The sequence below is a fragment of the Streptomyces sp. NPDC107559 genome, from assembly GCF_055657365.1.
The window spans coordinates 689,786-714,207 of record NZ_JBVKBD010000001.1 but is presented as its reverse complement, the minus strand read 5'-3'; the positions used below and the strand labels follow the sequence as shown (position 1 = coordinate 714,207).

General features: G+C 72.3%; 20 protein-coding genes and 3 tRNA genes. 8 read left to right on the top strand and 15 right to left on the bottom strand.

What is annotated here, in order from left to right:
* Positions 1 to 2: 2 nt before the first annotated feature.
* From ACZ7OY_RS02955 to ACZ7OY_RS02920, 8 genes are all read right to left on the bottom strand, one after another.
* Positions 3 to 968 (bottom strand): aldo/keto reductase, encoded by a 966-nt coding sequence (locus ACZ7OY_RS02955; protein ID WP_471909728.1) that lies wholly within the window; start codon positions 966 to 968, stop codon positions 3 to 5.
* Between the two features lie 20 nt (positions 969 to 988).
* On the bottom strand, positions 989 to 2,221 hold the full coding sequence (locus tag ACZ7OY_RS02950) for a beta-ketoacyl-[acyl-carrier-protein] synthase family protein (protein ID WP_471909727.1): 1,233 nt from the start codon (positions 2,219 to 2,221) through the stop codon (positions 989 to 991).
* Positions 2,218 to 2,457 (bottom strand): acyl carrier protein, encoded by a 240-nt coding sequence (locus tag ACZ7OY_RS02945; RefSeq protein WP_471909726.1) that lies wholly within the window; start codon positions 2,455 to 2,457, stop codon positions 2,218 to 2,220. Before ACZ7OY_RS02945 ends, ACZ7OY_RS02950 begins: the two co-directional genes overlap by 4 nt.
* A gap of 76 nt (positions 2,458 to 2,533) precedes the next feature.
* Entirely contained in the window at positions 2,534 to 3,580 is a 1,047-nt protein-coding gene (locus tag ACZ7OY_RS02940) for a beta-ketoacyl-ACP synthase III (RefSeq protein WP_471909725.1), read from the bottom strand.
* Positions 3,577 to 4,572: an AfsA-related hotdog domain-containing protein gene (locus ACZ7OY_RS02935; RefSeq protein WP_471909724.1), complete on the bottom strand. Its 996-nt coding sequence runs from the start codon at positions 4,570 to 4,572 to the stop codon at positions 3,577 to 3,579. Before ACZ7OY_RS02935 ends, ACZ7OY_RS02940 begins: the two co-directional genes overlap by 4 nt.
* A gap of 492 nt (positions 4,573 to 5,064) precedes the next feature.
* Positions 5,065 to 5,141 (bottom strand) — tRNA-Ile (locus tag ACZ7OY_RS02930).
* Positions 5,142 to 5,308: 167 nt separating this feature from the next.
* Positions 5,309 to 5,381: transfer RNA gene (locus tag ACZ7OY_RS02925), tRNA-Asn, on the bottom strand.
* A gap of 5 nt (positions 5,382 to 5,386) precedes the next feature.
* A tRNA-Asn gene (locus ACZ7OY_RS02920) sits at positions 5,387 to 5,459 on the bottom strand.
* 158 nt (positions 5,460 to 5,617) lie between these two features.
* Between ACZ7OY_RS02920 and ACZ7OY_RS02915 the strand changes: the two genes are divergently transcribed.
* From ACZ7OY_RS02915 to ACZ7OY_RS02900, 4 genes are all read left to right on the top strand, one after another.
* A complete protein-coding gene (locus tag ACZ7OY_RS02915) occupies positions 5,618 to 5,923 on the top strand; it encodes a YtxH domain-containing protein (protein ID WP_471909723.1) in 306 nt (101 codons plus the stop codon).
* A gap of 100 nt (positions 5,924 to 6,023) precedes the next feature.
* Positions 6,024 to 7,475, top strand: coding sequence for an FGGY family carbohydrate kinase (locus tag ACZ7OY_RS02910; RefSeq protein ID WP_471909722.1), 1,452 nt, complete (start codon positions 6,024 to 6,026; stop codon positions 7,473 to 7,475).
* 117 nt (positions 7,476 to 7,592) lie between these two features.
* The gene (locus ACZ7OY_RS02905; RefSeq protein WP_471909721.1) at positions 7,593 to 9,326 is read left to right on the top strand and encodes an ABC transporter ATP-binding protein; all 1,734 of its coding nucleotides are present in this window, start codon (positions 7,593 to 7,595) and stop codon (positions 9,324 to 9,326) included.
* Positions 9,326 to 11,254, top strand: a complete 1,929-nt coding sequence (locus ACZ7OY_RS02900) for an ABC transporter ATP-binding protein (protein ID WP_471909720.1) — start codon at positions 9,326 to 9,328, stop codon at positions 11,252 to 11,254. The genes ACZ7OY_RS02905 and ACZ7OY_RS02900 overlap by 1 nt, the downstream gene beginning before the upstream one ends.
* Before the next feature lie 60 nt (positions 11,255 to 11,314).
* Here ACZ7OY_RS02900 and ACZ7OY_RS02895 read toward each other — a convergent pair whose 3' ends face one another.
* The 5 genes from ACZ7OY_RS02895 to ACZ7OY_RS02875 all read right to left on the bottom strand — a co-directional run bounded on the left by ACZ7OY_RS02895 (position 11,315) and on the right by ACZ7OY_RS02875 (position 18,635).
* A complete protein-coding gene (locus ACZ7OY_RS02895; protein WP_471909719.1) occupies positions 11,315 to 12,568 on the bottom strand; it encodes an RNA polymerase sigma factor in 1,254 nt (417 codons plus the stop codon).
* 313 nt (positions 12,569 to 12,881) lie between these two features.
* Complete coding sequence (gene dnaG, locus ACZ7OY_RS02890) at positions 12,882 to 14,792, bottom strand: DNA primase (protein ID WP_471909718.1); 1,911 nt, start codon at positions 14,790 to 14,792, stop codon at positions 12,882 to 12,884.
* Between the two features lie 53 nt (positions 14,793 to 14,845).
* Entirely contained in the window at positions 14,846 to 16,111 is a 1,266-nt protein-coding gene (locus ACZ7OY_RS02885; protein ID WP_471909717.1) for an NAD(P)/FAD-dependent oxidoreductase, read from the bottom strand.
* Positions 16,112 to 16,277: 166 nt separating this feature from the next.
* Positions 16,278 to 17,627 carry a deoxyguanosinetriphosphate triphosphohydrolase gene (locus tag ACZ7OY_RS02880; protein WP_471909716.1) on the bottom strand — a complete coding sequence of 450 codons (1,350 nt, stop codon included), beginning with the start codon at positions 17,625 to 17,627 and terminating at the stop codon, positions 16,278 to 16,280.
* A 114-nt stretch (positions 17,628 to 17,741) separates the two neighbouring features.
* Positions 17,742 to 18,635 carry a sirohydrochlorin chelatase gene (locus tag ACZ7OY_RS02875; protein ID WP_471910364.1) on the bottom strand — a complete coding sequence of 298 codons (894 nt, stop codon included), beginning with the start codon at positions 18,633 to 18,635 and terminating at the stop codon, positions 17,742 to 17,744.
* A gap of 375 nt (positions 18,636 to 19,010) precedes the next feature.
* On the opposite strand from ACZ7OY_RS02875, the gene ACZ7OY_RS02870 reads away from it, so the two are divergent.
* On the top strand, positions 19,011 to 19,697 hold the full coding sequence (locus ACZ7OY_RS02870) for a SanA/YdcF family protein (protein ID WP_471909715.1): 687 nt from the start codon (positions 19,011 to 19,013) through the stop codon (positions 19,695 to 19,697).
* Between the two features lie 58 nt (positions 19,698 to 19,755).
* Here ACZ7OY_RS02870 and ACZ7OY_RS02865 read toward each other — a convergent pair whose 3' ends face one another.
* Positions 19,756 to 20,178 (bottom strand): gamma-glutamylcyclotransferase family protein, encoded by a 423-nt coding sequence (locus ACZ7OY_RS02865; protein WP_471909714.1) that lies wholly within the window; start codon positions 20,176 to 20,178, stop codon positions 19,756 to 19,758.
* Positions 20,179 to 20,353: 175 nt separating this feature from the next.
* Here ACZ7OY_RS02865 and ACZ7OY_RS02860 point away from each other — a divergent pair, with 175 nt between their 5' ends.
* The 3 genes from ACZ7OY_RS02860 to ACZ7OY_RS02850 all read left to right on the top strand — a co-directional run bounded on the left by ACZ7OY_RS02860 (position 20,354) and on the right by ACZ7OY_RS02850 (position 23,823).
* The gene (locus ACZ7OY_RS02860; protein ID WP_471909713.1) at positions 20,354 to 22,012 is read left to right on the top strand and encodes a M4 family metallopeptidase; all 1,659 of its coding nucleotides are present in this window, start codon (positions 20,354 to 20,356) and stop codon (positions 22,010 to 22,012) included.
* A gap of 379 nt (positions 22,013 to 22,391) precedes the next feature.
* Complete coding sequence (locus ACZ7OY_RS02855; RefSeq protein ID WP_471909712.1) at positions 22,392 to 22,913, top strand: hypothetical protein; 522 nt, start codon at positions 22,392 to 22,394, stop codon at positions 22,911 to 22,913.
* Positions 22,914 to 23,202: 289 nt separating this feature from the next.
* Positions 23,203 to 23,823 carry a class F sortase gene (locus tag ACZ7OY_RS02850; RefSeq protein ID WP_471909711.1) on the top strand — a complete coding sequence of 207 codons (621 nt, stop codon included), beginning with the start codon at positions 23,203 to 23,205 and terminating at the stop codon, positions 23,821 to 23,823.
* Here ACZ7OY_RS02850 and cpt read toward each other — a convergent pair.
* Positions 23,807 to 24,370 (bottom strand): chloramphenicol phosphotransferase CPT, encoded by a 564-nt coding sequence (gene cpt, locus ACZ7OY_RS02845; RefSeq protein ID WP_471909710.1) that lies wholly within the window; start codon positions 24,368 to 24,370, stop codon positions 23,807 to 23,809. The two genes, ACZ7OY_RS02850 and cpt, sit on opposite strands and share 17 nt — an antisense overlap.
* Between the last annotated feature and the right edge of the window lie 52 nt (positions 24,371 to 24,422).

Genomic DNA, 24,422 nt, shown 5'->3' with positions numbered 1-24,422 from the left:
GCTCAGTACCTGCTTCCGACGGCGGTGGGCAGGGCAGCCAGGGCTGCCAGGTCCTCCGCAGCGAGGTGGACCTCCGCCGCGGCCAGGTTCTCCCGCAGATAGCGCGGGTTCTTGGTGCCGGGGATCGGCACCACCCGCTCGCCCTGCGCCAGCGTCCAGGCGATCGCGATCTGGGCGGGCGTGGCCGAACGGCGGTCGGCGACCTCCCTGATCCCGTCGACGATGCGCTGGTTCGCCTCCATCGCGGCGCGGTGGAAACGCGGGTTGGCGGTGCGGAAGTCGCTGTCCTCGAACTGACCGGCGTGCAGGGTGCCGGTGAGGAAGCCTCGGCCCAGCGGCGCGAACGGGATGAAGCTCGCCCCCACGCTCTCGCACCAGCCGACGATCCCGCCCGCCTCTCCCTCCAGCGCGTCGCGCGTCCACAGCGACAGTTCGGACTGGACGGCGGTCACCGGGTGGATCTCGTGCGCGGCGGCGGCCTGCGCGACGGTGGCCTCGGACAGGCCGAGCCAGCGCACCTTGCCCTCCGCGACCAGTTCGGCCATCGCTCCCCAGGTCTCCGCCAGCGGGACCGCGGGGTCGATGCGGTGGACGTAGTAGAGGTCGATGACGTCGACGCCCAGCCGGCGCAGGCTGGCCTCGACCGCCTTGCGCACATAGGCCGGCGAGTTGTCGCGGTGGGCCGTCCGCTGCTCGAGATCGTCCAGGACGATGCCGAACTTCGTCGCGATGACGACCTCGTCGCGGCGGCCCGCGACGGCCTTGCCCAGCAGCGTCTCGTTGTGCCCGGCCCCGTAGAGATCGGCGGTGTCCAGCAGGTTGCCGCCGAGGTCCAGCGCCTCGTTGATGACCCGCACGGAGCGTTCGTCGTCCCGGGCGGACTCCTGGTAGAGCCAGCTCATCCCCATACACCCGAGACCGACGCTGCCGATCTTGATTCCCGTGTTGCCCAGACTTCTCAGGCGCACTTCTTGCTCTCCTTCCGCCGTCAGGCGGCCGCGAATACGAGGGCGGCGTTGTGGCCGCCGAAACCGAGTGAGGTGCTGACCGCGACCTCCAGGGCCGCCTCGGCCGCCCTGCCCGTCGTGACGTCGAGGTCGATCTCGGGGTCGAGCTCGGTGAGGTTGGCCGTCGGGGGCACCACGCCGTGGCGCAGCGCCAGTGCGGTGAAGGCCGCCTCGATGGCGCCCGCGGCGGCGAGCGCGTGCCCGGTCACCCCCTTGGTCGAGGTGACCATCGGGCGCTCGCCCAGGACCCGGCGCAGTACGCGGCCCTCGGTGACGTCGTTGAGCGGGGTGGAGGTGCCGTGCGCGTTCACGTGGTCCACCTCGTCCGTGCCCACGCCCGCGTCGGTGAGGGCGGCGCGCAGCGCCCGCTCCATCCCGGCTCCGCTCGGGTCGGGCGCGGTGGCGTGGTACGCGTCCGTCGACGAGCCGAAGCCGATGACGTCTGCGTAGACCGGGACACCGCGCGCCCGCGCGTCCTCGGGCCGCTCCAGTACGAGGATCCCCGCGCCCTCCGCCGCGACGAAGCCGTCGCGCGCGGCGTCGAACGGCCGGGACGCGGCGCCCGGGTCCTCACGCCGGCCCGAGAGCCCGCCCATCCGGGTCAGACCGGTGATGGTCCCGGGCGTCAGGGCTGACTCGGCTCCGCCGGCGAGCACCACGTCGCAGGCGCCGGACCGGAGCAGGTCACGGGCGACACCGATGGCGTTGGAGCCGGAGGCGCAGGCGGTGGCCGTGACCATGCTCGGCCCGGACGCCTTGACGTCGATGGCCGTGTGGCCCGCGACCATGTTCGACATCCCCATGGGAATCATCAGCGGGGAGACGCTCTTCGGCGCCTCCTCCAGGAACCTGCGGTGCTGCTGCTCCCAGGTGGCGGTGCCGCCGAGGGAGTTGCCGATGACGACGCCCACCCGGGTGCCGTCCCAGCGCTCCGGGTCGAGGCCGGCGTCGGCCACCGCCTGGCGGGCGGCGACGATCGCGAGCTGGGTGAAGCGGTCCAGCCGCCAGGCGCTGCCTGGGCCGAGCAGCGCGCCGGCGTCGAAGCCGGGCACCCGGCAGGAGAAGTCGACGGGCAGTCCCGCGAGTTCGGGATCGGGAGCGGCGGTCGGCCGGCCGGAGCACACCCGCTCCCAGCTCGTCCGCGTGTCGAGACCGGCGGCGGTCACCAGTCCGACACCCGTGATCGCCACGGCCCCCTTCGAGGAGAGGGTCACGCGCGCACGCCCTGGGCCTCGATGAGTTCGATGGTGTCCGCGACGGTCGTCTCGCCCTGGAGGATGTCGTCCGTGAGGTCGACCCCCAGCTCACGGTTGATGATCATGGTCAGCTCGATCAGGGCGAGCGAGTCGAGGGCGAGGTCCTTGTAGCTGATCCCGGGCTCGATCTTCGCGGCGGGCACGCCGAGTTCGGAGACGAGCAGACCGGTCAGCTTTTCCTGTACAGCGCTCATGATGCGTTCTCTTCCTTCACTTCTTACGGGTGGATTCGTCTCGTACGGAGGCCGGACGCGGCTCGTGCGACCGGACTCAGCTCGTACGGACGGACGTGGCAGGCGCCGCGAGACCGGGCAGGGGTTCGACGGAGAGCTCGGGGAACTCCAGGGCCGCGGCCCCCCAGGTGAGGCCGCCGCCGAAGCCGCACAGCAGCGTCCGCTGCCCCGGCGTGATCGAGCCCGCATGCGCGGCGTCGACCAGCGCCAGCGGGACGGAGGCGGCGACGGTGTTGCCGACCCTGTCGATGTTGACCACCAACTTCTCCTCGGGCAGCCCGAGTTCACTGCCCACGGCGGTCAGGATGCGGATGTTCGCCTGATGGGCGACGAGCCGGTCGATCGATTCGAGGGGCCAGTCGAGCTGTTTCGCCAGCCGCCGCGACGACTCGCTCATGCGGGTCACCGCGTTGCGGAACACCGAGCGCCCCTGCATCGTGAAGAACTCGTCGCCCGGTGCGGCGAGTCCCTTGGAGCGGTACTCGGACCCGCCGCCCGGCACGGTGATCAGGTCGGCCTGGGTGCCGTCGCTGGCCAGGTCGAACCCGAGCAGCGCGCCGCGTTCCCCCAGGTTTCCGGCGCGCAGCACCACCGCCCCCGCGCCGTCCCCGAAGATCGCCCTGGTCGTGCGGTCCTCGGGGTCGAGGATGGTGGAGAAGGTGTCGGCGCCGATCACCAGGGCGCTGTCGGCGATCCCGGCGCGGATCATGCTCGAGGCGGTCGCCAGCGCGTACACGAACCCGGTGCACACGGCGGCCACGTCGAACGCGGGGATCTCCCCCAGCCCGAGCCTGCCGGCCACCTCGGGCGCCGTGGCCGGGCACGGATGGTCCGGGGTGCTCGTCGCGAGGACGAGGAGGTCCACCGTGTCCGTGCCCGCGGAGGCGAGTGCCCGTGCCCCGGCCCGGACCGCGAGGTCCGAGGTGGACAGTCCCGGCGGGACGACGAACCGCTGCCGGATCCCGGTGCGGGTGGTCACCCACTCGTCGGTGGTGTCGAGTTGCCGGGCGAGGTCGTCGTTGGTGACGCGGTCCGGCGGCAGCCAGCCGCCGAGCCCCGTGAGCACCGCCGCGCGTCCGCTCACCGTGCGCTCCGGTGCGAGGCGGGGACGGCCGTGGTCTCCACGGTGCCGGACGCGACCTCGTCGCCGTTCTGCCGGAAGGTGATCCGGAAGGTCCTGATCCCGCCGTTCTCACCGCCGGGGACCACCTCGACCGTGGTCGGCGCGTCGAGTTCGGCGAACTTGGCGAAGCCGAGGTCGAACCCGACGAGCGTGGTCTCCTGCGCGGGCCGGTCCAGGAGCCGGACGCCGGCGAGCAGGGCGGCCTGGCGTGCGGCCTCGGTGAGCACCATGCCCGGCAGGTGGTCCTGGGCGTGGTCGAACATGCTCGGGTTGTCGTTGGGGATCCGTACCCCGGCCGAGATCCCGTCGCCGTCCCGTACGGGATCGACGAGCAGGGCGTTGACCGGGTTCACGCGCCCGAGGTCCGCCGGGGCCACCGTCGCGGGGAGGGTCGTGACGTCGTCGGACCAGACGGGCGGGCTGCCGCGCCGCTTCGAGCGGACGAAGGAGTACGTCCCCGACGACAGGTAGCCGACCGTCATGCGCGCCTCGCCGGCCTCCTCGCCCGAGAGCAGGAAGCGCATCCCGTACGTGACGGACCGGGCGGGGGTGGTCGCGTCGGCCGGCCGGTCGGTGGTGACCTCGACGGTCAGCTCCGCCGGGTCGCCCGAGTGCGCGGCGAACAGGCCGGGCAGCCGCATGGACCACGACTGCAGGACGAACTTCGTGTCGCCGTCGACGCCGAGGTGGGTGTGCGCGCCGTAGGTCTCGGCCTGCCGGGCGCATTCGAGCAGCAGGATCGGGTCGACGACCGTGTGGCCCACGTGGTCGGTGAAGTAGGCGTGCGAGGAGGGGAGCTGGGCGCCCGCGAGGAAGCGCTGCCCGTCCACCGCGACGGTGTCGGTGAGGAACACCTCCGACAGGGCCCGGCGGTGGAGCAGGCGCCGGTCGACCGACCGGACGAACTCCAGCGCCCGGACACCGGACGCGAACGTGGCTGTGGACACCGTCATCGGTGACTGACCCCCCTTGCCGAGAGCGCGGCGGCAGACGCACCGGCGCTCCCGGAATCTCGTAGTCGTGCACCGCGGACCGACGCGGCCGCGGCTGACAAGAACGAAATTAGCCACGCGCTCTTTCGTCCCGCTGTCGGCGCGTGTAAGGGGGCGACATCCCCTCGAAAGGGCCGCTGACCTGGGATTCACCGGCAGAGCGCCGGATGTGGGGGGCACCTCGTGCCGGGAGAGCCGGTGGCGTTTCTCGCCGGGAAGCGGGCCTCGGACTGCTGCCGCTCGCCCCTCCGGGCGTACCTGAGGTCACGCACGCGGGTCACACGGGCGGGTCACGCCGGCGGGTCACACGGGCGGGGGCCGAGAGGCGAAAGAGGCGGGAGGGCGCGCGGCTCGGGGCGCCTGTCGATACCGCCCGGGGAGCGCGAGGGCCCCCTTTCACGGCGGGGGCTGCCGGACCGTCCCCGGTCACCTGGACGGTGCGGTTGTGGCGCTTGGTGGGGCGGGTGGGACTCGAACCCACGGCCGACGGATTATGAGTCCGCTGCTCTAACCGGCTGAGCTACCGCCCCATACGGCGTGTCGCGTACACGTGTGCGCGCCGTCTGCCGCAGCATAGCCGCTCATACGATCTCCTGCCTCGTATGGTCGACTTCGCGCGACCAGGGGGACCGTGCTGCCGCCTGCGCGGTTCCCCCGGACATGAAAAAGGACCCCGGAGGGGTCCTCGTTCACCATGCTCCCCCGACTGGACTCGAACCAGTAACCTGCCGGTTAACAGCCGGCTGCTCTGCCAATTGAGCTACGGAGGACCGAGCTCCCCCGACTGGACTCGAACCAGTAACCTGCCGGTTAACAGCCGGCTGCTCTGCCAATTGAGCTACGGAGGAATGCCTCGTTGCATCGAACTTACCTCCCTGGGTATTCGCCAGGGGGCGGTTGCTCGCTGCGACACATACATTAGCGCAAGCAGGGGGGTGCTCCGCCAATCGGTACTGCTCGGCCCCGTTGCCGCGCCAGAGACCTACGCAAGGGAAGGGCGGTCGCCATGCGCTACCGGCTCACGTTCGTCGCCGGAGTCGTCTTGGGTTACGTGCTGGGCTCACGGGCCGGGCGCGGGCGTTACGAACAGCTGAAGAAGTCCGCGCTCCAGGTCGCCCACAACCCCGCCGTGCGCAACACCGCGGAGACGGCGGCCCAGCAGGGCCGCCAGTTCGCGGGCAAGGCGTACCACGCGGTGAGCGTGAAGGTGGGCGAGCGGATGCCCGACTCCGTCTCGGACCGGGTGCGCTCGCTGCGGACCCGCAACGCCGACGGTGCGCTCGACGACGACTGGGGCACCAGCAACACATGACGCACGTCACAGGGCGGCTGCCGTGGGGCGTGCCAAGCTGCAACCTCCCCGAGGCCTCACCCGGCACGGATACCTCTCCCGGTGCGGCAGAATTTTGGTCATGGGGATAGTCGCCGGGTTGGACAGTGCGCCCGATTTCACTCGTATCGTCGTCTGCGACTCGGACACGGGAGCCGTGCTCAGGCAGGGCTATGCGCCGCATCCGCTGGAGGGCGGCGAGAACGGGCGCCCCGCCGACGTCGATCCGCAGGCCTGGCTGCTGTCCCTGGGCGAGGCCGCGGGCGGCGGACTGCTGGAGGGCGTGCAGGCCATCGGCGTGTCCGCGCAGCAGAACGCGATCGTGCCGCTGGACGCGCAGGGCAACACCGTGCGGCCCGCGCTGGTGGGCGGCGACAAGCGCACGCAGGTCTCCGCGGCCGACCTGGTGGACGGGCTCGGCGGACGCGAGGCGTGGGCGCAGGCCGTGGGCTGTGTCCCGCAGGCCGCGCAGCCGGTGACCAAGCTGCGCTGGCTGGCCCGTAACGAACCCGACAACGCCCGGCGCACCGCCGTCCTGCTCCAGGCCCACGACTGGCTGGTGTGGCAGCTGCTGGGGCGCCCGGCCCGCCGTACGACCGACCGGGGCGGCGCCTCGGGCACCGGGTACTGGTCGGCCGCCACCGGCGCCTACCGGCCCGACCTGGTCGAACTGGCGCTCGGCCACCAGGTGATGCTGCCGGACGTGATCGGCCCGTCCGAGGCGGCCGGTACGACCCCGGAGGGGCTGCTGATCTCCGCCGGTACCGGCGAGACCATGGCCGCCGCCTTCGGGCTCGGCCTCGGCTTCGGCGACGCGGTCGTGTCGCTGGGCGCGTCGGGTTCCGTGATGGCCGTCCATCCCGAGGCCCTGGTCGACCAGAGCGGGATGATCACCTCCCTGGCCGACGCCACCGGCATGCACCTGCCGGTCGTCACCACGCTGAACGCCGTACGCACCCTGCGCGGCACCGCCGAGCTGCTGGGCCTGGCCGACCTGGAGGCCCTGTCGGAGCTGGCGATGAAGTCGACCCCGGGGTCGCACGGCCTGGTGTTCCTGCCCTACCTGGAGGGCGAGCGGACGCCGAACCTGCCGCACACCGCCGGGACCCTGGCCGGCCTGCGACGTGAGTCGATGCGGCCCGAGCACCTGGCCCGGGCCTCGTTCGAGGGGATGCTGTGCGGGCTCGCCGACGCGCTGGACGTGCTGCGCGGCCGGGGTGTGGAGGTGCGGCGGGTGTTCCTGCTGGGGGCGGCCGCGGAGCTGCCGGCCGTGCAGGCGGCGGCGCCCGCGCTGTTCGGCGCGCAGGTCGTGGTGCCGCAGCCCGCCGACTACGCGGCGATCGGGGCCGCCCGGCAGGCCGCCTGGGCGCTCGGCGCCTCCCAGGGCACCCTCGACCCGCGCACTCCGCCCGCCTGGCAGGGCGCGGCCGCACAGGTCCTGGAGCCCGGCGACCAGCTGGCGGTGGGACAGGCGGTACGCCAGCAGTACGTGTCGGTGCGCGAGCAGACCCATCCGACGGCGTTCCGCGGATGAGCACACCGGAGCGCCGAGTCAGGCGCTAAATGGGTTGAGGTAACACCGGTGGAGTGTCCGACGATAGGGGCCAGGGGCAACCGTTTCGCCCCTGTCGCCGACTCCGAGAGACGTAGCGTGCTCATACGACTTCTGCGGACCTACCTCAGGCCCTACAGGAAACCCATCATTGTGCTGGTGCTGCTGCAACTGATGCAGACCTGCGCCACCCTCTACCTGCCCACGCTCAACGCGGACATCATCGATCACGGTGTCGTCGCCGGTGACACGGGCTACATCCTCAGCCGCGGCGGTCTGATGGTCGGCATCTCGCTGGCCCAGGTCGTCTGCAACATCGGCGCCGTGTACTACGGCGCGCGCACCGCCTCCGCGCTCGGCCGGGACGTGCGCGGTGCCGTCTTCGACCGGGTGCAGTCGTTCTCCGCGCGTGAGGTGGGCCGCTTCGGGGCGCCTTCGCTGATCACCCGCACGACCAACGACGTGCAGCAGGTCCAGATGCTGGCCCTGATGACGTTCACCCTGATGGTGTCGGCGCCGATCATGTGCGTGGGCGGCATCGTCCTGGCCCTGGGTCTGGACGTGCCGCTGTCCGCGGTGCTGGTCGCGGTCGTACCGGTGCTGGGCATCTGCGTGACGCTGATCGTGCGCCGGCTGCGCCCGCTGTTCCGGGCCATGCAGGTCCGCCTGGACACCGTGAACCGGGTGCTGCGCGAGCAGATCACCGGCAACCGGGTGATCCGCGCGTTCGTGCGCGACGAGTACGAGCAGGAGCGTTTCCGTAAGGCGAACACCGACCTCACCGAGATGTCCCTGGGCACGGGCAATCTGCTGGCGCTGATGTTCCCGGTGGTCATGACGACGGTGAACGTGTCGTCGATCGCCGTGGTGTGGTTCGGGGCGCACCGCATCGACAGCGGCGGGATGCAGATCGGTGACCTGACCGCGTTCCTCGCCTATCTGATGCAGATCGTCATGTCCGTGATGATGGCGACGTTCATGTTCATGATGGTGCCGCGCGCGGAGGTGTGCGCCGAGCGGATCCAGGAGGTCCTGGACACCTCCTCCAGCGTGGTGCCGCCCCTCGCGCCGGTGCGTGAGCTGAGCCGGCACGGCCACCTGGAGATCCGCGGGGCGGGCTTCCGCTACCCGGGTGCCGAGGAGCCCGTGCTGAAGGGCATCGACCTGGTGGCCCGCCCCGGTGAGACGACGGCCGTGATCGGCTCGACCGGCAGCGGCAAGTCGACCCTGCTGGGCCTGGTGCCCAGGCTGTTCGACGCCACCGACGGCGAGGTGCTCGTCGACGGGACCGAGGTCCGCGACCTCGACCCGCAGCTGCTGGCGCGCACGGTCGGGCTGGTCCCGCAGAAGCCGTACCTGTTCGCGGGCACGGTGGCGACCAATCTGCGCTACGGCAATCCGGACGCCACGGACGAGGAGCTGTGGCACGCGCTGGAGGTGGCGCAGGCCAAGGGGTTCGTCGAGCGGCTGGAGAACGGCCTGGACTCGCCGATCGCCCAGGGCGGCACGAATGTGTCGGGCGGTCAGCGCCAGCGGCTCGCCATCGCGCGCACGCTGGTGCAGCGCCCGGAGATCTATCTGTTCGACGACTCCTTCTCGGCCCTCGACTACGCCACCGACGCGGCCCTGCGCGCGGCGCTGGCCGCCGAGACGTCCGAGGCGACCGTCGTGATCGTCGCCCAGCGGGTGTCGACCATCCGCGACGCCGACCGGATCGTCGTGCTCGACGAGGGCCGGGTCGTGGGATCCGGCCGCCATCACGAGCTGATGGCGGACAACGAGACCTACCGGGAGATCGTGCTCTCCCAGCTGACGGAAGCGGAGGCTGCCTGATGGCCGGGCCCATGGGGCGGATGATGGCCGGGTCGGGCCCGGAGAACCGCTCGCTCGACTTCAAGGTGTCGGGCCGTCGGCTCGTCGCCCGGTTCAAGCCCGAACGGCTCACCATCTACGCGTTGCTGACGTGCGTGGTGGTGAGCGTGGGCCTCAGCGTGGTCGGGCCGAAGATCCTCGGCCGGGCCACCGACCTGGTCTTCGCGGGGATCGTCGGGCGGCAGATGCCGGCCGGGGCGACCAAGGAGCAGGTCCTCGACTCCATGCGGGCGCGGGGCAACGACGCCGTCGCCGACATGCTGCGCGGCACGGACTTCACCCCCGGCCAGGGCATCGACTTCGACGCGGTCGGCCAGGTGCTGCTGCTCGCGCTCGGCACCTTCCTCTTCGCGGGCCTGCTGATGGCGTTCGCGACGCGGCTGGTGAACCGGGCGGTCAACCGGACCATGTTCCGGATGCGTGAGGACGTACAGACGAAGCTGTCGCGGCTGCCTCTGTCGTACTTCGACAAGCGCCAGCGCGGCGAGGTGCTCAGCCGGGCCACCAACGACATCGACAACATAGGGCAGACGCTCCAGCAGTCGATGGGCCAGCTCATCAACTCGCTGCTGACGATCATCGGTGTGCTGGCGATGATGTTCTGGGTGTCGTGGCTGCTGGCGCTGGTCGCGCTGGTGACCGTGCCGCTGTCGTTCGTCGTGGCCACCCGGGTGGGCAAGCGGTCGCAGCCGCACTTCGTGCAGCAGTGGCGCACCACCGGCAAGCTGAACGCGCACATCGAGGAGATGTACACCGGGCACACCCTGGTGAAGGTGTTCGGGCGGCAGGCGGAGTCGGCGAAGCTGTTCGCCGAGCAGAACGACGCGTTGTACGAGGCCGGGTTCAAGGCGCAGTTCAACAGCGGGATCATGCAGCCGCTGATGATGTTCGTGTCGAACCTCAACTATGTGCTGGTGGCCGTCGTCGGCGGTCTGCGGGTCGCCTCCGGGTCGCTGTCGATCGGTGATGTGCAGGCGTTCATCCAGTACTCGCGCCAGTTCTCGATGCCGCTGACGCAGGTCGCGTCGATGGCGAACCTGGTGCAGTCGGGTGTCGCGTCCGCCGAGCGGATCTTCGAGCTCCTCGACGCCGAGGAGCAGCAGGCCGATCCGGTGCCGGGCGAAAGGCCCGAGGAGCTGCGCGGGCGGGTCGCGCTGGAGCACGTGTCGTTCCGCTACGACCCCGACAAGCCCCTCATCGAGGACCTGTCGCTGAAGGTGGAGCCCGGGCACACGGTCGCCATCGTGGGTCCGACCGGCGCGGGCAAGACCACGCTGGTCAACCTCCTCATGCGGTTCTACGACGTCACCGGCGGGCGGATCACCCTCGACGGCGTCGACATCGCGCGGATGTCCCGGGACGAACTGCGCGCCGGGATCGGCATGGTGCTCCAGGACACCTGGCTGTTCGGCGGCACGATCGCCGAGAACATCGCGTACGGCGCCGCGCGGGAGGTCACCCGCGGGGAGATCGAGGAGGCGGCGCGCGCCGCGCACGCCGACCGGTTCGTGCGCACGCTGCCCGACGGCTACGACACCGTGATCGACGACGAGGGCACCGGCGTCAGCGCCGGTGAGAAGCAGCTCATCACCATCGCGCGGGCGTTCCTGTCCGACCCGGTGATCCTGGTGCTGGACGAGGCGACGAGCTCCGTCGACACCCGCACGGAGGTGCTGATCCAGAAGGCGATGGCAAAGCTCGCGCACGGGCGTACGTCGTTCGTCATCGCGCACCGGCTGTCGACGATCCGGGACGCCGACACGATCCTGGTGATGGAGGACGGCTCGATCGTCGAGCAGGGCGCGCACGCCGAACTGCTCGCGGCGGGCGGGGCCTACGCGCGCCTGTACCAGGCGCAGTTCGCGCAGGCCGTGGCCGAGGTCGACTGACGGCCGGCCCGCCGACAGCCCGGGGGGCCGCTCGCACTCGTACGAGGTGAGCGGCCCTCCTCAGTCCAGGTAGCCCCTGAGCTGGTCGGCGAAGGTGTGGTCGCGCAGTTTGTTCAGGGTCTTGGACTCGATCTGGCGGATGCGTTCGCGGGTCACCCCGAAGATGCGGCCGATCTCCTCCAGGGTGCGCGGGCGGCCGTCGGCCAGTCCGTAGCGCAGCTGGACGACCTTGCGCTCGCGTTCGCCGAGGGTCGACAGGACCGCTTCCAGGTGCTGCCTGAGCAGCAGGAACGCCGCCGACTCCACCGGTGAGGCGGCGTCGCCGTCCTCGATGAGATCGCCGAGGGCGACATCGTCCTCCTCGCCGACGGGCGCGTGCAGCGAGACCGGTTCCTGGGCCAGGCGCAGCACCTCGCTGACCCGCTCGGGCGGCAGGTCGAGCTGGCCGGCGACCTCTTCCGGGGTGGGTTCGTAGCCGCGTTCCTGGAGCATGCGGCGCTGGACGCGCACGACCCGGTTGATCAGTTCCACGACGTGGACCGGCACGCGGATGGTGCGGGCCTGGTCGGCGAGGGCGCGGGACATGGCCTGGCGGATCCACCAGGTGGCGTAGGTGGAGAACTTGTAGCCGCGGGCGTAGTCGAACTTCTCCACCGCCCTGATCAGGCCCAGGTTTCCTTCCTGGACCAGGTCGAGCATGGTCAGGCCGCGGCCGACGTACCGTTTGGCGACGGAGACGACGAGCCGCAGGTTGGCCTCGATGAGACGGCGCTTGGCCATCCGGCCGAGGACCACCAGGCGGTCCAGGTCCATGGCCAACTGGCTGTCCAGATCGGGGGTGTTGAGCAGCCGCTCCTCGGCGAACAGCCCGGCCTCGACCCGGCGGGCGAGCTCGACCTCGTCGGCCGCGGTGAGCAGCGGGATGCGGCCGATCTCGCGCAGGTACTGGCGGAACAGGTCCGAGGACGGGCTGCCGCTCTCGGTGCGGGCGGGCGGCGCCTCGACGGGCTCGGGGGCCTCGTCCCGGGCGACCTCCTCGGCGGAGGGTTCCGCCGCTTCGGGCGGATCGTCGGGATCCGCCTCGGCGTCCGTCTCGGGGTGGTGGGCGACGCGGTCCTGCGGGGGCACGGCGACCAGTACGTCGGCCCGGTCGTCCGGCTCGGCGGCGTCCGCGGCACTTGCGTCGACGTTCCTGCCGCTGTTCGCGGCACCGGCCGCGGCGCCGCTCTCGCGGGCCTTCTCACGGCCGTTCGCGCTGCCGTTCTTGCCGCGGTGCGTGCTTGCGTCGGTCTGGGCGAGGGTCTGGGTCTGCACGGGGGCGACCTCCAGGATGATCGCTGCTGAGGTGTGCGCAGCGGTACTTCGACAACGGGGCAGGCGGCCTTGCCGCCGTCCGTCCCGTACGCGATGAGCGGAACCGCGGGGGGTATGGACCCGTGGACGACGGGTCGGCCGCGCTCCGAGGACTCAGGCACCGGAACCCAGTGTGGAGTACGACACATCGCCGCCACGAGGGGCGTGCGGTGACTTTTTGCGTCCGGCCCGTGACCGCACGCAGATCCCGCCCGTACGGGTACGCAGTTCCGCGGAACTCAAACCGCCGCGGACCGCCGGGGCCTGCCGGGCCTCAGAGGGCGGCCGCGCCCTGCTCGCGCAGGGTCTGGTCGTACTGCTGGAGGATCCACAGCTCGTTCTGCACGGCGGCCAGTTGGCCCGGGTCGCCGTGTGAGCCGAGGCGGGCGAGGGTGGACTGGATGTCCCGGATCCGGCGCTCGACGGCCCGCCTGCGCACGGTCACCAGCTGCTCGCCCGCGTAGTTCTCGTCCACCGTGCGGCGCATGATCGCCTCGACCGCGAGTTCCGTCACCATCGCGCGGACGCTGTCGTCGGGGGCGGCCTCGCGGACCCGGACCAGGTATTCCTGGGCGTCCTGGATGCCGTACTCGGCGCCGCCCGCCTCCATGACGGCCAGGCGTACGGCGGCGTAGGGCACGGCGGTGAACTCGTCGACGCCGTACGCGTCGAAGGCCGGGGAGACCAGTTCCGGGCGCTGGAGGGCGAGTTTGAGGAGCTCGCGCTCGGTGGCGTAGACGGGGTTGCGGAGATTGAGGGCCGGGCCGCCCGCGGCGGGGCGCGGGGCGGCCTCGTACGGCTGGGCGCCGCCGCGGGCCGGGCCCTGGGCCGGGGCGCCCTTGCCGCCGCGCTCGCGGGCCCAACGGGCCAGCTGCGCCACCCGCTTGACCACGAACTGGGTGTCCAGGATGCCGAGCATGCCCGCCAGCTGGACGGCGACCTCGTGCTGGGCGCCGCTGTTCTTGATGCGGGCGACGATCGGGGCCGCCTCGTCGAGGGCGGCGGCGCGGCCCGCGGGGGTGTCCAGGTCGTAGCGCACGACGATCTGGCGCAGCGCGAACTCGAAGAGCGGGGTGCGTGGTTCGGCCAGGTCGGCGACCGCCTCGTCGCCCTTGGCGAGGCGCAGGTCGCAGGGGTCCATGCCGTCCGGCGCGATCGCGATGTAGGTCTCGGCGGCGAACTTCTGGTCGTCCTCGAAGGCGCGCAGGGCGGCCTTCTGGCCGGCCGCGTCACCGTCGAAGGTGAAGATCACCCGGGCGCTGCCGTTGTCCATCAGCAGCCGTCTGAGGATCTTGATGTGCTCGCCGCCGAAGGCGGTGCCGCAGGTGGCGATCGCGGTGGTCACCCCGGCGAGGTGGCAGGCCATGACGTCGGTGTAGCCCTCGACGACGACGGCGCGGCTGGACTTGGCGATGTCCTTCTTCGCCAGGTCGATGCCGTAGAGGACCTGGGACTTGCGGTAGATCGGGGTGTCGGGGGTGTTGAGGTACTTGGGGCCGTTGTCCGCCTCGTACAGCTTGCGGGCGCCGAAGCCGACGACCTCGCCGCCGATGTCGCGGATCGGCCACATCAGCCGGCCGCGGAAGCGGTCGATGGGGCCGCGGCGGCCCTCCTGGGAGAGGCCGGAAAGGGTCAGTTCCTTGTCGGTGAAGCCCTTGCCGCGCAGATAGCGGGTGAGGTGGTCCCAGCCCTGGGGGCTGTAGCCGACGCCGAAGTGGACGGCGGCGGCCTGGTCGAAGCCGCGCTCGGCGAGGAAGATCCGGCCGGTGTCGGCCTCGGGGCTGGTGGCGAGCTGTTCGGCGTACCACTGGGCGGCGATCTTGTGGGCCTCGACCAGGCGGATGCGCTCGCCGCGCTGGTGGGCGGGGTTGTAGCCGCCCTCCTCGTAACGCAGGGTGATGCCGGCCTGGGCGGCCAGCCGCTCGACCGACTCGGAGAAGGTGAGGTGGTCGACCTTCATCACGAACGTGATGGTGTCGCCGCCCTCCTGGCAGCCGAAGCAGTGGAAGAGTCCCTTGCTCGGGCTGACCTGGAAGGACGGCGACTTCTCGTCGTGGAACGGGCACAGGCCCTTGAGGTTGCCGCCGCCCGCGTTGCGCAGTTGCAGGTACTCGGACACGACGGCGTCGATCGGGACCGCGTCCCGTACCGCCTTCACGTCCTCGTCGTTGATCCGTCCTGCCACGAAGCGATTCTACGGGGCCGGACCGACACTGCCGGGGCGAGCGGGGTCCGAGGTCAGGGGACGAGGCTGTCCAACGGCGTGTGCGGGTCCGCCAGCGCCTCGCTGTCCACCGTGGCACCGGACCGGATCAGCTGCTGGATCGGCTCTGTGACGTCCCACACGTTCACGTTCATGCCGGCCAGCACCCTGCCCTCCTTGACCCAGAAGGCGATGAACTCGCGCTTGCCGGCGTCGCCGCGGATCACGACCTGGTCGTACGACCCCGGGGGCGCCCACCCGCTGTACTCCATCCCCAGGTCGTACTGGTCGGAGAAGAAGTAGGGCACGCGGTCGTAGGCGACGTCCTTGCCGAGCATCGCGCGGGCGGCGGCGGGTCCGCCGTTGAGCGCGTTGGCCCAGTGCTCGACGCGCAGCCGGGTGCCGAAGAGGGGGTGCGGGAAGGAGGCGACGTCACCGGCCGCGAAGATGTCGGGGTCGGAGGTGCGCAGCCGGGCGTCGACCGCGATGCCGCCGCCGTGCGCACGGTCGGCGAGCTCCAGGCCCGCCGCCTCCGCCAGGGCGACCCGGGGGGCCGCGCCGATCGCCGCGAGCACGATGTGCGCGGGGTGTTCCTCCCCGTCGTCGGTGCGGGCGGCCAGCACCATGCCGTCCTGGCCGACGATCTCGGTGAGGCGCACCCCGAAGCGGAAGCGGACCCCGTGCTCCTGGTGCAGCTCGGCGAAGACGCTGCCCAGCTCGGGGCCGAGGACGCCGTGCAGCGGGGTCGGCTCGGGCTCGACGACGGTGACCTCCGCACCGTACTCGCGGGCCGCGGCCGCGACCTCCAGGCCGATCCAGCCGGCGCCCGCGATCACCAGGTGGCCGTTGTCGCGGCCGAGGGAGGCGAGGACGCCCTTGAGGCGTTCGGCGTGGGAGAGGCGGCGCAGATGGTGGACCCCGGCCAGGTCCGTGCCGGGGACGTTCAGGCGGCGGGGCTCGGCGCCGGTGGCGATCAGCAGCTTGTCGTAGTGGGCGAGGGTGCCGTCCTCACCGCAGCGGACCGACTTCGCGTCCCGGTCGAGGGCGGTGACGGTGTGCCCCAGGTGCAGCTCGATGTCGTTGCGCGCGTACCAGGCGGGCTCGTGCACGAAGACGCTGTCGCGTTCCTCCTTGCCCAGCAGATAGCCCTTGGACAGGGGCGGCCGCTCGTAGGGGTGGTCGCGTTCGTCGCAGATCAGTATCACGCGGCCGGTGAAGCCCTCCGTCCGGAGCGTCTCGGCCGCCTTGGCCCCGGCCAGGCCGCCTCCGACGATGACGAATGTCTGATCCGCGTCGACCACTTGTTGCCTCCTACAGGGGGTCTCGGGGGTGTCTCCCCGGAAAACACTGCGGGTGTCGCCACATGCGAGCCTCCCGCACGCGGCGTGGGTCGGGAAGAGGGGGTGGCCCGATCAGGCCACGCACGGTCACCTTCGGGTGCTCTTCCGCCTCAGGAGTGAACTGTGCTCACCCGCCACGCCGGGACGTCAGCCAGGCGTGCAGCGAACGGGCCGAGGCGTCGGTCAGGGAGGCGATCTGGTCGACGATCACCCGTTTGCGCGTACGGTCGTCACCCGCCTGGTCGAACAGCGCGCGGAACTGGGGGTCCAGTCCCTCCGGGGCGCGGGCGGTGAGCGCCCCGGCCAGTTCGGCGACCACGATCCGCTGGTCGGCTCTGAGCAGTTCCTGCTCGGCGCGCTGCATCACATAGCGGTCGGCGACCGCCTTGAGGACCGCGCACTCCATCCGGACCTCGCGGGGTACGACGAGCTCGGCACCGTAGCGGGTGAGGCGTCCGCTGCCCCACGCGGCCCGCGTGGCGCCCTCGGCGGCCAGGCAGAAACGGCCGATGAGCTGGCTGGTGGCGTCCTTCAGTCGGGCCTGGGCGACCGCCGAGCCGTCGTAGCCGTGCGGCCACCACTCCTGGTCCTGGAGCCTGTCCAGGGCCTCGGCGAGCTCGGCGGGGTCGGTGTCCGCCGGCACGTACCGGCCGACGGCGACCGCGAAGACCTCGCGGCGCTCGGGCCCGGCGCGCAGGCAGCCGGGGTCGATGTGGCCGGCGTGCAGCCCGTCCTCCACGTCGTGCACCGAGTACGCCACGTCGTCCGACCAGTCCATGACCTGGGCCTCGAAGCAGGTACGGCCCTCGGGGGCGTCCTTGCGGACCCAGTCGAAGACCGGCCGGTCGTCCTCGTAGACGCCGAACTTCGGGGAGGCCGGGTCGCCCGGACGGGCACCGCGCGCCCAGGGGTACTTGGTGGCCGCGTCGAGCACGGCGCGGGTGAGGTTGAGGCCGACGCTGACGAGGTCGCCGCCCGCCGCGGCGGCGTCCGCAGCCGCCGCCGGGTCCCGGACGAAGCGCTTGGGCTCGATGCGGGTGAGGAGCCGCAGCGACTGGGCGTTGCCCTCGAAGCCGCCGCAATCGGCCGCGAACTCGTTCAGCGCCTGCTCGCCGTTGTGCCCGAAGGGCGGGTGGCCGAGGTCGTGGGAGAGACAGGCCGCCTCGACGAGGTCGGGGTCGCAGCCGAGGGAGGCACCGAGCTCGCGGCCCACCTGGGCGCACTCCAGGGAGTGGGTGAGCCGGGTGCGGGGGCTGGCGTCCCACACCTGGCCGCGGGTGCCCGGGGTGACGACCTGGGTCTTGCCGGCCAGGCGGCGCAGCGCCGCGGAGTGCAGCACGCGGGCGCGGTCGCGCTGGAAGGCGGTGCGGCCCGCGCGTTTGTCGGGCTCGGCGGACCAGCGCTCGACGGCCTGCCCGTCGTATCCGGCGGGCAGTGCGCTGTCCTCGTACGCCTGGGGCGGTGCGGTGCCTTCCATGCCACGACAGTAAGCGCAGGCAGTGACAATCGGGACGTTCGCGCCCGGGTGCCGGGACCCCTGGCCGGGCCACGCCCGGTCGCCGGGGCTCGCCTCGCCCGGCTCGCTCCGGCGTCAGGCCGGGATCCGCGCCGGGGCCGAGGGGGCGGCCGGGTTCGCGGGGGTGGTGGCGGTGCCCTCGGGCTCGGACGCGGGCGGCGTGGGCGTGGCGGGCGTGGGCGCCTCGGCGGCCGCGCGTGCCTGGTCGTAGCGGTGCAGGACCAGGCGGGCCATCGCAGGGTGGGCGCCGAGGGGGGCGGCGGCGAGCCAGGGGGCGGCCTCGGCGCTCTGGGTGGCGAAACGGCCGGGCGCGGTGAAGTACCCGGCCACCGCGATCCGGTGCCGGCCGCGCCCGGCCAGCGCGCGCACGGCGGTGCGGACGTCGGGCGCGGCGGCGGAGGCGTACGCGGCGAGCACCGGGACACCGAGCCGTTCGGCCAGCTGCCGGGCCGTGGCACGGGTGTCGAGCGCCGACTCCGGGTCGCGGGAGCCGGCCGCGGCCAGCACCACACCGCTCGCCCGGCGTTGCGCGTCGCTCAGCCTGGTCCGCCAGCCGGCCTCGATCAGACGTTCGTACAGGGTCTCGACGAGCAGCGGGTGCGGGCCGAGCGGGGCCGCCACGCGCGTGCGCACCCGGGCGCCCGCCGCCGTCTGCGGGATGTCGCGCTTGACGTGGTGGCCGCGGCCGAGGAGCAGCGGCACGAGCACGGCCTCGGGCACGTCGCGCGCGTCGAGGGCGGCGAGCGTGTCGGCCAGCAGGGGCTCGTTCAGCTCGATGTGGCCGAGATGCACGGCCAGTCCGGGCCGCAGCTCACGGACCCGGTCGAGGAGCGTGCGGACCGTGGCCAGCGCGCGCGGGTCGCGGCTGCCGTGGGCCACCAGGACGAGCGGGGGCGGGGTGGGGCGCCGCCTGCCGTCGGGGGCGACGAGGCTGAGCCGGCCGGCGAGCTGGGCGCCGATCCGGTGCATCAGGTGCGCCGTGCTGTCCAGCGTCGCGCCGGGCGACGGCGCGAACGCCGCCTGGTGCGACACCGGGTGGGCGCCGCCCGGCAGCGGGCTGCCGGGGCGGCGGTGGCCGGACCCGTCGGGGGGAGAGAGCGACACCGTCATGAACCGATCGTGGCGGCCGGACATTGCCTTCCCGTTGCATGGGGGTGACGGGTTTTTTCCATGGGTTCACGGCGGGCCGCCCGGGGTGTGTGAGGTACCGTGACCTGCGGTGACGGCATCGAACGTGAGTCCGCTCACACCGTGGGCGGCGAACCCGGACCCCGCGGTCCGCGTCCTTCATGGTCGAGAGCGGCCACGGCGCCCCGCCGCGGCCACCTGGGGAGGGACCGTCCGATGCGCCGACCGAAGCTGGGCCGACCTCGTCTGCCGCGCACCCGCGCGGGCCGGCGGCGCGCGGTGCAGGCCGTGATGGCCGGGTGCGTCCTCGCGCTGACCCCGATCACCTGGCTGTACGTCTCGACCGGCGACCGGCTGCGCACCACGGCCGACGTGCCCCGCACGGACGTCGCGGTCGTCTTCGGCGCGGGTCTGTGGGACGGCGAGCCGTCGCCGTACCTCGCGCACCGCCTCGACGCGGCGGCCACCCTCTACCGCGCGGGCCGGATCGAGGTCGTCCTCGTCACCGGCGACAACAGCCGCAAGGACTACGACGAGCCGGACGCGATGCGCGCCTACCTGACGAAGCACGGCGTGCCCGACGCGCGGATCGTCAGCGACTACGCGGGCTTCGACACCTGGGACTCCTGCGTCCGCGCCAAGCAGATCTTCGGCGTGGACCGGGCGGTACTGATCAGCCAGGGCTTCCACATCCGGCGGGCGGTCGCGCTGTGCGAGGCGGCGGGTGTGCGGTCGTACGGCATCGGTGTCGACGCCAAGCACGACGTGACCTGGTACTACGGCGGCACCCGGGAGGTCTTCGCGGCGGGCAAGGCCGCGCTGGACGTGCTGTTCGAGCCGGACCCGCGCTTCCTCGGCCCCAAGGAGGCGGGGGTACGACGGGCCCTGACCACCGCCCGGTGACCCGGAGTGCCGCCCGCTGACCCGGAGTGCCGGCCGGTGACCCGCACCGCCGGCCGGGTCAGCGATGCGCCCGCCAGTCGCCGCCCTCGACGATCCTGCCGCCCGCCCGCAGGCGCTCGGCGACCGCCGGGGCGGCGACGTACACCCAGGCGCGCACGGCCGCGCCGTCGGCGTCCCGGCCGACCTCGCGCTCGACGCGCAGGTAGAGGCTGCGCGGATCGCCGGGCACGTACTCCTCCAGCCGGTCCAGCTCGGCCAGCAGTTCGTCGTACGCCTCCACCGGCACGGTGACCAGTTCCCCGCGCACCCCGCCGCCCCCGGGCTCCTCCACGGCGTACGGGTATCCGGGTCCGTCGTACAGCACCGCGCCCGCGAGCCGGGCCGGGTGCGCGGAACGGGTCCGGCCGCGCAGGTAGGCGTCGTGATAGCGCCCACCGGGCCGGAGCGTCCCGTAGACGAAGAAGGGAAGTTGCTCCCGCACGCCCACTCGGCCTCCCACCTGTACAGCCACGCCGTCGCAGCGTTGCAGAAACGATTCTCAGCCCTCACATCTCCTCCCGATAGGGCTATGGACATGACATGTCATGCCCCCTTAAATCTTGCGGAGCACATCCAGCGCCCCCCACGCGCCCGATGGCGCCTTTCCGAGGAGATTGATGAGTCGGATACGGCAGTACGTCAGCTCGGTTCGCAGGTCCCGCCGTCTCGCCGCCGCCGGCGTGGTCGCCACCACCGCCACCCTGCTGGCCGCCGCGCTCTCCCCCGCCGCCGACGCGGCCGACAGACCGACCAGGGCCACCGCGCTCCGCAACGCCGCGACGGTCGTCGCGGACCGGGCGGACGCCCTCGGCCTGACCTCCGTCCAGCACACCCGGGTCCGCGACGTGATCATCGACAAGAACGGTGCGCAGCACATCCGCTACGACCGCACCTATCGCGAACTCCCGGTCCTGGGTGGCGACTTCGTGGTCCACCTGGCCCCGGACGGGACGTACCGCAGCACGGACCGGGCGACCGGGGGCACCCTCGACCTGCCCTCGATCACCCCCACCCTGTCCGCCCCGAAGGCCGCCGACTCCGCGGCGAGCGCGCTGCGCGCCGCCCGTCCCGGCCAGACCCTGCGCAAGGTCACGGCAAAGCCGCAACTGGTCGTCGACGCGCTGCACGGCAGCCCGCGGCTCGCCTGGCGCACCGACGTGGCCGCCCTCGACACGCTCGGCAACCCGGTGGCCCGCACGGTGCTGACCGACGCCCGCACCGGTGCCCGGATCGACGCCTGGGACAGCATCGAGACGGCGACGGGCGACGGACAGTCGCTGTACGGCGGCACGGTGCCGCTGGAGACGACGCTGTCGGGATCGACGTACCAGCTCAAGGACGCGACCCGCGGCAACACGTACACGGGTGACGCCGCCAACAAGACCGACCTGTGCATCTTCGGCATCTGCTTCAGCCGCGCCCCGTCGACGGTCTTCACGGACAGCGACAACCACTGGGGCACGGGGGCGACTTCCGACCGCGCCTCGGCCGCGGTGGACGCCCAGTACGGCACGAACACGACCTGGGACTACTACAAGAACGTCCACGGCCGCAACGGCATCGCCGGTGACGGCAAGGGCTCGTACAACCGCGTCCACTACGGCAACAGCTACAACAACGCCTTCTGGGACGACAGTTGCTTCTGCATGACGTACGGCGACGGTGACGGGACGACGTTCGGCCCGCTGGTCGCGCTGGACGTGGCGGGCCACGAGATGTCGCACGGCGTCACGTCCAAGACGGCCGCGCTGACCTACTCCGGCGAGCCGGGCGGCCTGAACGAGGCGACCTCCGACATCCTCGGCACCCTGGTGGAGTGGTACGCGAACAACGCCTCGGACCCGGGCGACTATCTGATCGGCGAGGAGATCGTCCGGCCCGGCTTCGGCAAGGCGGCGCTGCGCTTCATGGACCAGCCCTCGAAGGACGGCAGCTCCGCGGACTGCTGGAGCTCCTCGGTCGGCAACCTCGACGTGCACTACTCCTCGGGCGTCGCCAACCACTTCGCCTACCTCCTCGCGGAGGGCAGCGGCGCGAGGACCGTCAACGGTGTCAGCTACAACTCGCCCACCTGCAACGGCTCGACGGTCACCGGCATCGGCCACGACAAGCTGGGCGCGATCTGGTACCGGGCGCTGACGGTCTACATGACGTCGTCGACGAAGTACGCGGGCGCCCGTACGGCGACCCTGAACGCGGCGCGGGACCTCTACGGCGCGAGCAGCACGGAGTACGCGGCGGTGGCCGCGGCCTGGAGCGCGGTGAGCGTGAGCTGACCACGCGGGGCGAACCTGGTGAGCGTGAGCTGACCACGCGGCGAGCGCGGTGAGCGTGCGCCGATCATGCGGCTGACGCGGCCGGGGCCGGTCCCTTCGGGGCACCGGCCCCGGTCGCGCTCACCCGTTCGTCCCTCCGCCGTACATCCTTCGCGGTTCTTCATCCACGTATCGCCGCATACCCACTGACCTGCCGAAACAGCGGCGGTCTGCGCTCCGCGCCGGGCCTTTGCGACACCCGTTCACCGCAATTCTGACGATCCCTCAAGAAGCGGCCCGGGGCCACTGCCATTTACCTCGGAGAAGCGGGGCACGACCGACGCAGCGGCACTCGAGGGTGTCGCGGGCCGTCGCCCCTCCATGAGCCGAGGGAGCACCGATGCGACGTACCGCCCGTCTGCTGGCCGGCACCGCGCTCGCCGTCGTCGCCGCGGGCGCGGTGGCCGCGCCCGCCTACGGCGGTGCCACCGGCAGCCTGGAGGTGTACCCGTCCACCACCGTGCCGGGCGGGCAGGTCACGGTGAACACCGCGGCGTGCGGCAAAGGCGGTTCGGCGGCGGGGGACGCCAGCGCGGTCGGTGCCGGGCGGTTCACGCTGGCGCCCAGCACCCACGAGAACGACGCGATCGGACAGTTCCGGGTCCCGCCGAGCGCGCAGCCGGGAACGTACGAGATCGTCGCGGCCTGCGCCGAGGGCAGCCTGCGGGTGACGGGCGACCTGCACGTCACCCTGACCGCCCTGTCCGGGCAGGTGCAACCGAAAGGAAGCGTGAAGACGGGGGTCGGCGGCGCACTCGGCCCCGACCCCGTACAGACCGCGGCAGGCTTGACGGCGCTCGCCGTGGCCGCCGCGGGCGGTACCTGGCTCCTGCATCGCCGGGCGAGAGGCGACGGGATCTGACGGACACCCTCCGCCGTCCGTCCGCCGGTACCGCATGTCCCCTCCCCCTCCGGGCCCGACGCCCCTCGCGGCCCGGAGGGGGCACGGGGACCGACTTCCCACGGGGACCGACTTCCCGGGGGGTCCGACTTCCCACGGGGACCGACTTCCCGGGGGGTCCGACTTCCCACGGGGACCGACTTCCCGGGGGGTCCGACTTCCCGAGGCGACCGACTTCCCAGGGGGTCCGACTTCCCGGGGAGAGGGAGAGGAAAGGTTCCGGGGAGGAGAAGGAGAAGAGGAGGCAGGCATGCCCAGAGTCGGGAACACCGCCATAGCCACCGTCACCGCCGCCGCGCTCTGCTCGGGCGTGCTGCTGCTGCGCGGTCCGATCGGCATCCATGCCCCGCCGCAGCCCTCCGCCGCGCAGGCGCACGCCGACCCGGGCGGCGAACGCGCCGCCGCCCCCGCGCTGCCGCCGTCCCCGCCCGTCCGCATACGCATACCGTCGATCCGCGTGAACGCCCCGCTGACGGGGCTCGGCCTGACGAGCACCGGCAGCCTCGACGTCCCGCCCGCCGCGAACAAGAACCTCGCCGGCTGGTACGAGGCGGGCACCACCCCGGGTGAGACCGGCACCGCGATCGTGGCGGGCCACGTCGACAACACCGAAGGACCCGCCGTCTTCTACGACCTCGGCGCCCTGCGCAAGGGCAGCGCCGTCGAGGTGGACCGGCGCGACGGCAGTGTCGCGCTCTTCACGGTCGACGCGGTCGAGGTCTACGAGGCGAAGGACTTCCCCGACGACAAGGTCTACGGGGCCTCGGCGCGCCCCGAGCTGCGGGTGATCACCTGCGGTGGCGGCTACTCGCGCAGCACCGGGTACCAGGGGAACGTGGTCGTCTTCGCCCACCTCACCGACAGCCGCTGAGCCCGGACGGCTCTCCATCCACCCGGGCGGCGACGGTCCGCGCGCAGGCCAGGGACTCGGTGCGGGTGGTGTCCACCTCCAGGTCGTAGAACACGCCCTGATGCACGGCTTCCGCCTGGGCCGCGGCCATGCCCGGGACCCGGTCCCCCCGGGCCGTCTCGCGGCCCGCGGCGACCTCGGCGGCGCAGCGGACGCCGACCCACAGCACGTCCAGCCCGTCGAGGGCCTTGCGCCACCGGTCCTGCGAGGCGGCCGCGCCGAGGAAGACATCGTCGACGACGACCCGGGCGCCCGCCCGTACCGTCGCGGCGATCCCCGCCATCCAGGCCGCCTCCAGTTCCCGGAACCGCGGCCCGATGTCCACGCCGCCGTCCGGGGCGAAGTCGATCCCGGCGTCCGACGCCTTCAGGGACGCGGGCATCGCGTCGACCAGCGCGTCGATCCCGAAGGCCAGCCACGGCTGCGGCAGCACGGCCTGGAGACACCGGGCGATCCCGGTCTTGCCGGAGCTGGAACCGCCGTTCAGCACGATCACTTGGGTGGTCATCGGGTCACCGTAGGGGAAACCCCGACCGGACCGGCAACGGATTTCGGCACGG